We start from the raw sequence: 12,795 nt of genomic DNA on the forward strand, positions 1-12,795 counted from the left end.
AATAGACTTGGAGGTTAAAGTGAAAAGATTATTTATATGGTGTAAAAGGAAACTTAATATGATAATCCTTATCCTATTGTCAGTACTTACAGTACTTCCATTGTGGTTTGTCATTACCGGTTCTTTTATGGGTTCGGGGGAATTTTCCGGGAACTTTAAGACGGTACTAAATGATACTACAGGTAAAGTATCCTGGCCTTTTCTGCCGTTATATCCTACCCTGCGTTCCTATATAGAACTTCTTCTTGATTCTCCAAAGTTTTTTATTGTGTTTTGGAATTCTTGTAAGCAGGTATTTCCTAGCCTCCTAGGACAGTTATTAATTGCAGTCCCGGCAGCCTGGAGCTTTGCAAGATTTCATTTTAAAGGGAAGAGGATTATTTTTACAATATACATCATTTTGATGGTAATGCCTTTTCAGGTAACAATGGTATCCACTTATCTGGTTTTAGATCGCATTCATCTGTTGGATAGCCATCTTGCCATTATTATACCGGCGATTTTCTCGACCTTTCCGGTATTTATCATGGTTAAATTCTTTAAAGCCATACCAAGGTCTTTAATTGAGGCAGCCAGAATTGACGGAGCAGGTGAATGGAAATTATTCATCAATATCGGAATCCCTATGGGGGCGGGTGGAATTATATCTGCGATGATTTTAGATTTTCTGGAGCTTTATAATGCAATAGAGCAACCGCTTAATTTTATAAAAACAACAAGCTTATGGCCCTTAACCTTATATCTTCCCGGGATATCCGTTCAGAAGGCGGGAATTTCTCTGGTTGCATCGGTTGTAATGCTTTTACCTGCATTATTACTTTTTCTATATGGGCAGAAATATCTGGAGCAGGGAATTATGGTAACAGGAATCAAGGAATAACTTATAGAAGCGAGAGGAGAGATACAAGATTTCTATGATTCACAGAATAAAAACTTTATTAAGAAATGAATATAGGAAGACGTTAGTGAATAATGGAAGTAACAAAAAATCTTCTGTTTCCCATGTGGCAGGGAAGATGCTAATTTTATTCTTTGCTATCATGCTAATCTTCACCGTCCTATCCAGGGCTGCGGCGTCCATTACAGTGACTCAGGTGATGGTTGATAACCCGAGAAGGAATAAGCTGACTTATGATTTCACAAGGATAGGGCAGATTATTAAGGCAGAGGAACTGTGTATCAATGTAGCGCCGGGTTATCGTATTGATAAGATATATGTTTCTCCCGGGGTACCAGTGAGTAAGAATACCTTATTATTTCGTTATAGTGAAGAAGACATAAAAAATAAATATAGTATCCTTGAAACGGAGATTGCAAAGTTAAAGCTTCAGATAAGGAGAGAACAGCTAAGCCAGGCAGCTAACATTGCTGAAACAACAGGAGGAGTTTTGCTTTCCCTTAAACAGGCTAAGTCAAATTTAGAGGTTGCTAACATGAATTTAGAAGCAGCAGAGAGGGATTATGAGGATAGCTATCATAAAACAAGAGAAGAGCTGCTTGAAGACAAGAAAAAAGAGTATGCGCTAGCCATAAAAAATCAGGAAACCATGTTACGTTTACAGGAGAAACAGCTTATACTTTCTCTTAGAGCTGTGGAGGATGCTAAGACTGCATTATCACAGGCCAGGGAATTAAAAGAGCATATAAAACATTTAATCGAAAGCTATCAGAAGGCCGTGATAAGTGAAGACAAATTTTCTCTTTTTCATGCAGAGGAGGCAATATTTCAAGCTTACTATGGCGGAGAAGATGCTTATACCGAACATAAGGACGCAGTTTTAACCTTAGCACTTACAGTAGAAGGAGATAACGACAGCCTGCTGTTCCTACAGTATATAATATCATATTATGATGATTTACAGAGTACTGCCAATGAAGAACTACAAAGAGCGGTTAAAAGTACAGACCCGATCATTCATTCAGAAGATAATATACGCAGGCTGACTGAGAATTATAATTATGCGAGGCAAAATTACATAGCGAAGCAGAAGGAGTATGAAGCAGAGATAATTAATCTGGAGAAAGTATTAACTGCTTCAGGGAATGAACTTCGTAAGTTAAGAAAACAGGATAATAAACTCAGGGATTATCTATTGGCATTTCAGTTATCGGTTCTTGCATCCAATGATGGAGCCGATTATGAATTTGATTATAAGTCCGATTCTGAAACTGCCTGGATGGATTTATATTATTTTCTACTTGGCGACAATTCGAAGGCGATTGAGAAGGATATCACTTCGAAAGAACTGGCACTTACAAGAGCGAAAGAAGATTATGAGGCGTTAAAGAAGGAAAGTGAAATAGAGAAGGCGGATTTGTCGGAAGAGTTGAAAGAATTAGAAAGAGTCATTCAAAGAATGGAAGACGGATCCTTTGATTATCAAGAGCTCATGGTAGGCAAAAAACAGGCAGTAAAATCGGCAAAGGAAGCGGTTAGGGTAGCAAAGCAGGCAGTGGAAACAATGGAATTACAGTATGAGACGGCAAAGCAAAACGATGCAGATCGGCTGAGATTATATGAAAAAAGCAAACAAATCTCAGAGCTAAACATGCAAGGCTATCAAATTGATTTGGAGCAAAAAGAAAAGGAACTAGAAGCAATCAATCAGCTGTTGGAGTGCTCCGGTGAAGTTACTTCTTCTTATGAAGGTATCCTATTATCAGTGGGGTTAGAGGAGGGAATGACTACATCAGGTGAAGAACTAATAAAAATTGGCGTAGGAGATTATTGGTTCAAAGCAGATTTTGATCGAGAAAAAGCCGTTAATGTGGCTGTTGGTGATGATGTAAAGGTAGCCATAGCAGGGGAAAATGAAGGCATGGAGGTCGACATAATAAGTGTTACCACCAATGGAAATGGGGTAACGGAATTAAAGACAAGTCTGCCAAAAGGTGATTATTATTTGGGACAAAAGGCAGAACTGCAAATTACTGGCCAGTCAGAGATTTATGATCTGTGTATACCGATACAGGCTCTTCGTGAGGATAATACAGGTCATTATGTTTTGGTTACGAGAGAACAAGAAGGGATTCTTGGAACAGAAATGATAGCAGACCGTATTAGTGTTGAAGTTTTAGATAAAAACAATTATACAGTGGCTGTGGACGGAGCCTTATCCAGAAATTCGAATGTGATTACGGATAGCAGTAAATACATTCGAGCCGGCGATAAGGTACGAATTAAGTAAAACAGTTAGGGGAGTTAAGGTAATGATACAGAAGACGGTTATTAACATTCCTATCAAAAAAGCTATACAAAATCTAGTTGTCCTACTATTTGGCGTTCTTTTATGGGCAGGTTCCATAGTTAATCAAAAACAGATAGAAGATTATCATTCAGGGGTTAGTGTAAGATATGTGGGTCCCCAATTAACAGAGCAGCAGATAAAATATATACTTCAGAGTATGAGTGACAGACAGGATGCTAACATCCCCGAAATAACCCTATGGCAAAGAGAAGAAAATATCTTAGTTAGTAGGGAAGGAATGAAACGATCCTTAGATGTCTCCTTAGTCACAGTTGCCGGTGATATGTCAAAGGTTCATCCCGGGATGCTCGTACTGGGGGGCTATCCATCTTCCGAGGATTTGGTTGGTTGTATACTGGATAGAGATACAGCACGGAAACTGTTTGGCTCAGAGAATGTTGTGGGAATGAAGCTTAAGCTTAGGGAGAAAGAATATATCATAAGAGGAATTATGAAAAAGGGAAACAGAAATATGATAATCATCAGAGCAGAGGAGAATGGGATATCAGACCAATATAGCTGCATGGAATTGCAGTTTTCAGAGACACATAATGCAGATACTTTAGCAAAAGAGTTTGTCTCTACCTATGGTCTTGGTGAGCCCGCTGCCTATATCAATGGTTATGCATATCGGTATCTTGCAGACAGAGTAGTCCATATACCCGTATGGCTATGTGTTATCTGGATAGTCATTTTAATGCTTCGTAAAGTTTATAGATGGAAAGCCTCACTGATATTATCTATATTGGGTTATCTTTCTATAATCCTATTTAGTATGATTTTGTTTAAGCTGACGGATTTTCGTATTACTTTTCCTAGCTCACTGATACCTAACCGCTGGTCTGACTTTGACTTTTGGGTCAGCCAATGGAGGAAAATGGGAGATATGCTCAGGGAAAGAGAAGGAATGCTTCAGTATTATAAGGAAATAGTACTTAGAAAACGGTTTTTTATCGTAGTACTTGGTGTAATTCCTACGATAATAGCAGAGGTAATTGTAATTAGGGGCATGTCCCGTGAATAATTCGGAAAAAATTTATTTTAACATTTCCTTAATCTTTTTTACCTCTTCCTTACTACACTCCTCATTACTGTATCTCGCTTTTTCATAATATGCGGTTATCAACTTTCTTTGTTCGGCCATTATGGCAGGATCAGTACCTTTGCCTCCAAGCTTCATCAGTTCTGTTATTTCTGTGGGGGTTAGATTCTTCTGCAGTTTCTTACTAGCATCCGCTGACGAGGATACTGCCTTGAAAAAATGCTTTCTAATCACGGCGTTGTTTGATCTACCGAATAGATGAAAGCCAAATTTACGGGGAGTTTTTTTGGTAGCCTCTTTTTTTATAAACGGTGAAAGATACTCAATCCGGTCCATCGAATCATTTACTCGTTTCCGATAAAAGTATTGATATAATTTGTACACGGAATAAGTGAAAAGAGCTATCAAAGCGACGGCAACAAGAAGGATAAAGAGCCATTCAATTATCTTAAAAATAAATTGTAGTAGTTCAGAGGATTCGGTATCTAGAGGTAGGGTTTGTTCTGTCTCTTCCTCTAGAGTTTCTTCGGGTTCTGTTTCGTTACCTGTAAGTAATCGAAGTGGAGAGAGTATGATTCGTAGAATAAATTTACCGATACGGCTCAGTAAATTTGTTAAAGGAAGACCGTAAGATACCAACATTACAATTAGAAATAAACCTCCCAAAAACAGCATTAAGATATTATTGGATGACTTAATTTGTTGGTATGGAATATTAGTAATGGTTGCATGACTGTGAAAGTATTTATCTAAGTTTTGAAGATACAGATTAAAGATGGACAACAAAGTGTATAAAATGGTTAAGGATAAGGTGAACTGTGCCAAATAAGTTATTTTTAATCCGGAAAGTATCAGATAAAGCAATACAAACACAGCTATAAGATAAATGTTAAATCTGACGAAGCTATGGTGTTTTGAAATGAATGAAATAATTGCCGTTAAAATAATATAGAAACTAAATACAGTCACAGCAACCGGATGAAAAGTTGTAAAAACATAAAACGGTAGGATACAACAATGTAACAAAATAAAAGACCAGATATGCTTGGAATTTTTTTGTATCAGGTACGAGAGAAAGGGAATGGGAAACAACCCTAGATTATAAAGGGCTGCAGAGTTGTCGATATGATATAGTGCGATTGTTATTATACAGTAGGCAATAAGAAACCTTTGAATCATATCAATGATATCTACAACGGACATCCGTAGTTTTAATTTCATAATACCATCCTTCTCTATGAATTATTTCGGTGATGAAATGAATTTACTTCAATTAATATATCATAAATTGTGTAAAACAAAGAACAAATTCTGTAAAACCAATAAGCTAACACGTATTTTCAACGGGTAATGGTACGGTATCAGCTTTCATATACCTCCCATTCATATGTATAGGGCTGTAATTTTGTATCGATTTTTATGGAGATGTTTTTACTATATGGTACGATCCACATAAAATCAGTTTTATCCTGAAGCATTGAAGAAAGTAATTGTTGTAAATCTTCTTTATGGTAGGTGGATATCAATACAATATAATCATTACGGTGTGCTCCTTGGCATTCCTCTTTTAGTATTGGTTGGAAAGCAGGAACATCTAGGTTTGTATCAATCCGTGCAAGGGATTCGTTGATTGTCCTTAAATGATTGGTTCCCGATCCAGCCGGGATGAATATTGGTTCCTTTGTTAATATATCAAGTGCATTCGTATAAAATGCAGTCGGTACCCCTTGTTCTATAAACTTCGCAGCTAAAGCTGCGGCAATACGCATACTTTCTTCTAACAGATCCTCCTGTTTTTTTAGAGCCTCAGGTTCTAAGTTCATCATAATTTTAATTTGTTGTGAAGCAGTATAATCGAATACATTCACCATTAAAGACCCCGTTTTTGCCGATGCCTTCCAATTGATGGTCTTTAGTGTATCGTAGGACTGATATTCACGGATACTCTTGAATTCAAAAGGATCTTCGTTTATGAACCGTTTGGTGAGTACAGTACCGAGCATTTTTTGAAATGGGATCTGTAGTCGGTTATAATCAACCGGGCGAGGGTATACATATAGATGAACGTTTACATCATATCCACAGACATATTCAGACACAACAAGTAAATCGCTGCAAACAACATGAATCTTTTCAATGGTATAATACCCACGACGAGCACAGCGAAACGAGATATTCCTGGAAATCTTCTGATACATCATGACAGAGAGTAGGTCATTCCGGTAATAATTATCAGATACCGTTGCGTTACTCATATCATGGAAGGTGAAATATCTGGAGGTCATGAATTTAACTTTAATAATCGGAATAGGTAACAGCTTCTTATTTATAATGGTTTCCGTAAGGATACGGTCTTCTCCTTCAATTGCGTGGTCTTCTGATATGGAAAGATTGACTTTTAGTTGCTTATTCCAATATCTTTTATACAGATATTTCTGCAATTGATATAATAATAATGCACCGATTAAAGCATATATTATACCCATTGTTATCTGCCTCCCTTCCTGTACGTTCGTCTGCTGTTTGTATTCAGGAATTCCTTACGTTTTGGACATAGTTACACCCCAGAAAAATCCTCGGTTGGAACAGTCGTATCTGATAATACCCGTTCGATTACCTCTAAGGAAGAGGCTGATCGGTTTAGACTAGTTCTTAAGATAATTCTATGAGCCAAAATGTAAGGTACCAGGTGCTTGATAATCTCAGGGGTAACAAAGGACAGACCCTTAATTGCTGCATAAGCTTGGGATGCACGAAGTAGAGCCAGAGTTCCTCTTGGACTGACACCGAGTACAATCTGATCCATTTCTCTTGATTTATTTACAATTTCTATCATATATTCCATCAAAGAAGTATGAATAAATACTGATTTCACGGTTTGCTGCATTTTCAGCAAATCTTCTTTCGAGCATACAGGTTCCAGTGTCTCCAAAGGGTTTTCTTTCATAAAGCGATTTAATATATCCAGTTCTTCTTCCTTTGTCGGAAAGCCAATACGAACCTGCATCAAAAAACGATCAAGCTGTGCTTCCGGTAACGGGAAGGTACCCGAGGTTTCTACCGGGTTTTGCGTTGCTATTACAAGGAAAGGTTGATCAAGATGTCTTGTTTCTCCATCAATGGTAATCTGACGCTCCTCCATACATTCTAATAAACTGGATTGTGTTCTGGGAGTGGCACGGTTGATTTCATCAGCCAGTAGGATATTAGTAAAGACCGGGCCGCTTCGAAAGGTAAACTCACCCTGCTTTTGATTATAAAAATTCAAACCGGTGATATCGGATGGAAGAAGATCCGGAGTGAATTGAATTCTTTTAAAGCCAGCATCAATTGATTTGGATAAGGACTTTGCTAACATTGTCTTACCTGTGCCGGGTACATCCTCTAATAGAATGTGTCCGTTGGATAGGAGTGCCGTTAACATCAAATCAATAATTTCCGACTTACCGATAATAACCTTATTGATATTTTCTTTAATCATGGTCGATTTTTCTTGTATTGTACGGATTTCCATAAGTACACCTGACTTTCTTGTTTATTTTTTAGGGATAGTTGAATATCGAGTATTATGAGATAATGAGTTCCCTAAAGTTAAATTCCCAACAGTAAGTTTCCATTATATAGAAATTTTATCCTATTATAACATCTTTGCGGCTGTTATACAATAACGTTAATAGTGTGAAAATATGAAGAATTATTGATATGCATATAAAGTTGTTCATAAAAAAACAAATCATAAGAATAATATGAAAAAATTTCCTTGAAATAACATGGAAAGAGTAATATAATAATAGTAATAAATATCATTATTAATTTTTGCAAAAAAACATCGTAGAATGATTAGATTTTCTGTTTAAAATTTTTAAGAAAAGGAGAGAATGATATGGAATTACTGGATTTAGCTCTTTCGTTGGAATATGATTTACAAGGTTATTACAGGAAACAGGCCGAATTAAATGAAGGTAACAGCGTACAAGCAGTATTTACGCTTTTGCAAAAAGAAGAAGAAAAGCATGCAATGATATTAAAAAGTTATGCAGATAAGATTGAGCTTCCTCTGACCGATAGTAATATTTTATCTGAGGTCCAAGCTATCTTTAAGGATTTACCTGATTTTAAATCAGAAATCAAGATAATGGCGACTCAACTGGATGTATATCGACTGGCATTGGAAAAAGAGGAACAAAGTAAAGAATTCTATCAAGAATTATTTGATAGATCCTCTCAAGAGCAATCGAAAAAAGTGTTTGGTTATCTTATAAATCAGGAGGATAAGCACTGCGTCTTATTAGAAGAATTCGTGAAGAGAGTTTCCAGACCGGAAGAATGGGTTGAGTCGGCAGAGTTTACATTTAGAGAGCCTTATTAAATTAATTAAGTTGGTTCGAGAACAATTTAAGGTATAAAATATTACAAAAACGAAAGGATGAAGAAAATGTTACAAAAAGAAGTATTAGAATTATTAAACCAACAGATCAACAAAGAGTTATATTCTGCTTATCTATATCTAGATATGGCAAACTATTATGCAGATCAAAATCTTGGTGGGTTTGAGAACTGGTATTATGTTCAGGCGCAGGAGGAAAGAGACCATGCTATGCTGTTTCGTCAGTATCTGCTTAACAATGGGGAGCGTATAGTACTTGATTCCATTGCTGCTCCCAATAGAGAATATACAACATTTCGTGATCCGTTAGTAATTTCATTTGAACATGAGAAATATGTGACGGAATCAATCAATACAATCTATGAAGCAGCATCTCAAATTAAGGACTTTCGTACAATGCAGTTTTTAGACTGGTTCATCAAAGAACAGTTAGAAGAAGAAAAAAATGCTGATGATAATATTAAAAAATTCGATTTGTTCGCCGGTGATCCTAAAGGTTTATATATGTTAGACAATGAACTAAAAGCCAGAACATACACTCCGCCTACTTATGTTTTGTAATATCATTAAGGAGTAAGCAAGGGTATCTTTGAAGGCTGGTACACGGAGCAACATATAAAAATGTAAATTTATACTTTTATAATTCCATAATTATGATAAACTATAGATATCGTTGAATAACGTTCTTTCTTGAACGTATTTACCGATATCTATTTTCGTGATATGGAAAAGTTTTAAGTGATTTATGATGAACATTTCTTGAAAGAAAGATAGATATATTGCACATCATAGAAATTCTTATAACTAAGTAACGAATCATAGGATATGATCATTATATACTTTACAGGAGGTTTCAATTTTGTTTTCTAAAATATTGTTTTTATTTGCATTAATAGCCGTAAATGCATTTTTTGCTGCTTCAGAAATAGCTCTTATATCATTAAATGATAATAAGATTAAACGAATGGCAGAAGGAGGCAATAAAAAGGCAAAACTGTTATTTAAACTTTTGGGAGAACCAAGCCGTTTTTTAGCAACTATTCAAATTGGTATTACTCTGGCCGGCTTTTTAGCAAGTGCATTTGCAGCAGAATCCTTTGCAGATCCTATTGTAAATGTTTTGAGGGATTATAACTTACCAATATCAGCTTCACTGCTTAAGGTGATTACCGTTATCCTCATCACAATTATTCTATCCTATTTTACATTGGTTTTAGGAGAGCTGGTACCGAAGAGGGTTGCTATGAAAAAGGCAGAGAGTATAGCCTTTTTCGTTGTAAAGCCGCTTAATCTGTTGTCTAAAATAACGAACCCGTTTGTTAAGCTACTTACGGCTTCTACCAATTTCTTTGTCAGAATATTTGGAGTTGATCCCAATTCACTGGATGATGATGTAACAGAGGAAGAAATTCGTATGATGGTAGATGTAGGGGAAGAAAAGGGTGCCATCGATGAACGGGAAAAAGTTATGATCAATAATATCTTTGAATTTAATGATAAAGTAGCGGCAGATATTATGACTCATAGAATTGAACTGGTAGGAGTGCCGATAACAATTGAATTAAACGATTTAATTACAGTTGTAAAAGAAGAACAATATTCAAGAATTCCTGTTTATGAGGATAACATTGATAACATTATCGGAATCCTACATGTAAAAGATCTGATTCCGCTTATAGTCGGAGACAGATCAGTGGATTTTAATTTGGTGGATTATGTAAGAGAACCTTTATTTGTTCCGATACAGAAAAAAATTGATAAGCTCTTTGTGGAGATGCAGTTAGCCAAGACCCCGATTGCAATTGTGATTGATGAATATGGCGGTACGGCAGGTATTATTACAATTGAAGATATGGTTGAAGAGATTGTAGGCAATATTTTTGATGAATACGAGGATGAAGAGGATCAGGAGTTTATAAAAATTGATGATTCTACTTATGAAGTAAGTGGAATGATAAGTCTATATGAATTGGAAATGCTGATTGGTGTTGAGTTGCCTGTAGAAAATTATGAAACATTAAACGGATTTTTTATTAATCTGTTTGGGGATATACCGCCGAAGGGACAGGTAAGCGAGATAACTTATAAAAATCTACGAATACAAGCAGTTGAGGTTACAGATAAGAGAATTGAGAAGGCCATCCTTAGTGTGGGAAAAACAAAGAAGGAATATGAAACAGGAAACAATGGTTAAGGTATATGAACTTCCTTTGCAGCAACTTCATGTACCGCATGAGGAGTCATATCATTATTTATTATAATTTTATCAAGTAGTTCTAAGTAATATATACAACTAAGAATTACTTGATATTTTTATGTTAACATGGGTTTATGCTATGTAATAATTTGTTACATACTATAATGAATAAATAGTAACTTACTTATAGTATTAGAAATATAGTTAATAGCTAATAAATGATATGTAACCTTGACAAGGTCAAGCAATTATTATATGATGAAGTGGTTTTATGTAAACGTATGGAGGGGTTAATTTGTTGGAGTATAAGAATGAAATAAAAAGAAGAAGGACATTTGCTATTATATCTCACCCGGATGCCGGAAAGACCACTTTAACGGAGAAGTTATTACTGTTTGGTGGTGCTATTAATCTGGCAGGATCCGTAAAGGGTAGAAAAACTGAAAAACATGCAGTTTCAGACTGGATGGAGATTGAGAAGAAGCGTGGAATTTCAGTTACTTCTTCCGTTATGCAGTTTAATTATAAAGATTATTGTATTAATATATTGGATACACCCGGACATCAGGATTTCTCGGAGGATACTTACAGAACCTTAATGGCAGCAGATTCAGCTGTTATGGTAATTGATGCATCCAAGGGTGTTGAAAATCAGACTATAAAGTTATTCAAGGTATGTGTGATGAGAAACATACCGATCTTTACGTTTATCAATAAGTTAGATCGTGAAGCTAAGGATACCTTTGAATTACTGGATGAAATTGAGAGCGTATTAGGAATACGCACCTGTCCGATTAATTGGCCAATCGGTTCGGGTAAGAATTTTAAAGGGATTTATAATAGGAATTCCAAACGAATTACCCGTTTCTATGCCGCGAACAACGGTCAAAAAGCATTGGAAAGCGTTGAAGTAGAGTTGGGGGATGCACAGGTTGATACATTGATTGGAAAAGATAATCATGATATCTTATCAGAAGAAATTGAGCTTTTAGATGGGGCAAGCAGTGATTTTGATTTAGATCTTGTATTAAACGGAGAGCTTACACCGGTATTTTTCGGTTCGGCGTTAACTAATTTTGGTGTTGAAACTTTTCTAAAGAACTTTTTATCTATGACTACATCACCCTTACCAAGAGAATCCTCGGAGGGAAAAATTGACCCGATTAATAATGAATTTTCAGCCTTTGTATTTAAAATTCAAGCCAATATGAATAAAGCCCATAGAGACCGTATTGCTTTTATACGGTTATGTTCCGGAAAGTTTACGGCTGGTATGGAAGTAAATCATGTACAGGGGAATAAGAAGATCAGGCTGGCGCAACCTCAGCAGTTGATGGCACAGGAACGTAAGATAGTAGAAGAAGCTTATGCCGGAGATATCATTGGAGTTTTTGATCCAGGTATCTTCTCCATTGGGGATACGCTCTGTATGCCGGATCAGAAATTCACCTACGCAGGAATACCGACATTTTCACCGGAGCATTTTGCCAAAGTGCGGCAGGTCGATACCATGAAAAGAAAACAGTTTCTAAAGGGTATCTCACAGATTGCACAGGAAGGTGCTATTCAGATATTCCAAGAGTATAACACCGGTATGGAAGAAATCATTGTAGGAGTCGTTGGGGTGCTGCAATTTGATGTACTAAAATATCGACTGGAATACGAATACGGGGTTGAGGTCCTTTTGGATATGTTACCTTATGAGTATATCAGATGGGTTGAGAACAAAAACATTGACGTAAACACCTTAAGTGTTTCCTCGGATACAAAAAAGGTTAAGGATTTAAAAGGAAATCCTTTATTGCTGTTTGTTCACAGATGGAGTATACAGACGGCATTGGATCGAAATAAAGATTTAAAGTTATCAGAGTTTGGCAGGTAGTTAATTGGATTTTTTTATCTGATAAGGTGATAAATTATC

The 12,795-nt window shown here is 36.2% G+C and carries 10 protein-coding genes; 7 read left to right on the top strand and 3 right to left on the bottom strand.

Features of this window, described 5'->3' with window-relative positions:
- Nucleotides 1-58: 58 nt before the first annotated feature.
- From I5677_RS01690 to I5677_RS01700, 3 genes are read left to right on the top strand one after another with little or no spacing between them, the layout of a single operon-like run.
- Nucleotides 59-880 carry a carbohydrate ABC transporter permease gene (locus I5677_RS01690; RefSeq protein ID WP_197659866.1) on the top strand — a complete coding sequence of 274 codons (822 nt, stop codon included), beginning with the start codon at nt 59-61 and terminating at the stop codon, nt 878-880.
- 34 nt (nt 881-914) lie between these two features.
- The gene (locus tag I5677_RS01695; RefSeq protein ID WP_197659816.1) at nt 915-3,188 is read left to right on the top strand and encodes a hypothetical protein; all 2,274 of its coding nucleotides are present in this window, start codon (nt 915-917) and stop codon (nt 3,186-3,188) included.
- Between the two features lie 22 nt (nt 3,189-3,210).
- Nucleotides 3,211-4,272 (top strand): ABC transporter permease, encoded by a 1,062-nt coding sequence (locus I5677_RS01700; RefSeq protein WP_197659817.1) that lies wholly within the window; start codon nt 3,211-3,213, stop codon nt 4,270-4,272.
- A gap of 12 nt (nt 4,273-4,284) precedes the next feature.
- Here the strand turns inward: I5677_RS01700 and I5677_RS01705 are convergent, their stop codons facing one another.
- The 3 genes from I5677_RS01705 to I5677_RS01715 all read right to left on the bottom strand — a co-directional run bounded on the left by I5677_RS01705 (nt 4,285) and on the right by I5677_RS01715 (nt 7,804).
- Nucleotides 4,285-5,511, bottom strand: coding sequence for a hypothetical protein (locus I5677_RS01705; RefSeq protein WP_197659818.1), 1,227 nt, complete (start codon nt 5,509-5,511; stop codon nt 4,285-4,287).
- Between the two features lie 140 nt (nt 5,512-5,651).
- A complete protein-coding gene (locus I5677_RS01710) occupies nt 5,652-6,776 on the bottom strand; it encodes a DUF58 domain-containing protein (RefSeq protein ID WP_197659819.1) in 1,125 nt (374 codons plus the stop codon).
- Between the two features lie 71 nt (nt 6,777-6,847).
- Nucleotides 6,848-7,804: an AAA family ATPase gene (locus tag I5677_RS01715; protein ID WP_197659820.1), complete on the bottom strand. Its 957-nt coding sequence runs from the start codon at nt 7,802-7,804 to the stop codon at nt 6,848-6,850.
- A 369-nt stretch (nt 7,805-8,173) separates the two neighbouring features.
- On the opposite strand from I5677_RS01715, the gene I5677_RS01720 reads away from it, so the two are divergent.
- The 4 genes from I5677_RS01720 to I5677_RS01735 all read left to right on the top strand — a co-directional run bounded on the left by I5677_RS01720 (nt 8,174) and on the right by I5677_RS01735 (nt 12,756).
- Nucleotides 8,174-8,659, top strand: a complete 486-nt coding sequence (locus I5677_RS01720) for a ferritin-like domain-containing protein (protein ID WP_197659821.1) — start codon at nt 8,174-8,176, stop codon at nt 8,657-8,659.
- Between the two features lie 66 nt (nt 8,660-8,725).
- Nucleotides 8,726-9,238 (top strand): ferritin, encoded by a 513-nt coding sequence (locus I5677_RS01725; protein WP_197659822.1) that lies wholly within the window; start codon nt 8,726-8,728, stop codon nt 9,236-9,238.
- 298 nt (nt 9,239-9,536) lie between these two features.
- Entirely contained in the window at nt 9,537-10,871 is a 1,335-nt protein-coding gene (locus I5677_RS01730) for a hemolysin family protein (RefSeq protein WP_197659823.1), read from the top strand.
- Between the two features lie 298 nt (nt 10,872-11,169).
- Nucleotides 11,170-12,756 (top strand): peptide chain release factor 3, encoded by a 1,587-nt coding sequence (locus tag I5677_RS01735; protein WP_197659824.1) that lies wholly within the window; start codon nt 11,170-11,172, stop codon nt 12,754-12,756.
- The last annotated feature ends 39 nt before the right edge of the window (nt 12,757-12,795 follow it).

The sequence above is a fragment of the Mobilitalea sibirica genome, assembly GCF_015999265.1.
In the GTDB taxonomy this organism is placed as follows: Bacteria; Bacillota; Clostridia; order Lachnospirales; family Lachnospiraceae; genus Mobilitalea; species Mobilitalea sibirica.

Coding starts and splice junctions, on each gene's coding strand:
- I5677_RS01690 (WP_197659866.1), top strand. CDS start 59: ATGATAATCCTTATCCTATTGTCAGTACTTACAGTACTTCCATTGTGG.
- I5677_RS01695 (WP_197659816.1), top strand. CDS start 915: ATGATTCACAGAATAAAAACTTTATTAAGAAATGAATATAGGAAGACG.
- I5677_RS01700 (WP_197659817.1), top strand. CDS start 3,211: ATGATACAGAAGACGGTTATTAACATTCCTATCAAAAAAGCTATACAA.
- I5677_RS01705 (WP_197659818.1), bottom strand. CDS start 5,511: ATGAAATTAAAACTACGGATGTCCGTTGTAGATATCATTGATATGATT.
- I5677_RS01710 (WP_197659819.1), bottom strand. CDS start 6,776: ATGGGTATAATATATGCTTTAATCGGTGCATTATTATTATATCAATTG.
- I5677_RS01715 (WP_197659820.1), bottom strand. CDS start 7,804: ATGGAAATCCGTACAATACAAGAAAAATCGACCATGATTAAAGAAAAT.
- I5677_RS01720 (WP_197659821.1), top strand. CDS start 8,174: ATGGAATTACTGGATTTAGCTCTTTCGTTGGAATATGATTTACAAGGT.
- I5677_RS01725 (WP_197659822.1), top strand. CDS start 8,726: ATGTTACAAAAAGAAGTATTAGAATTATTAAACCAACAGATCAACAAA.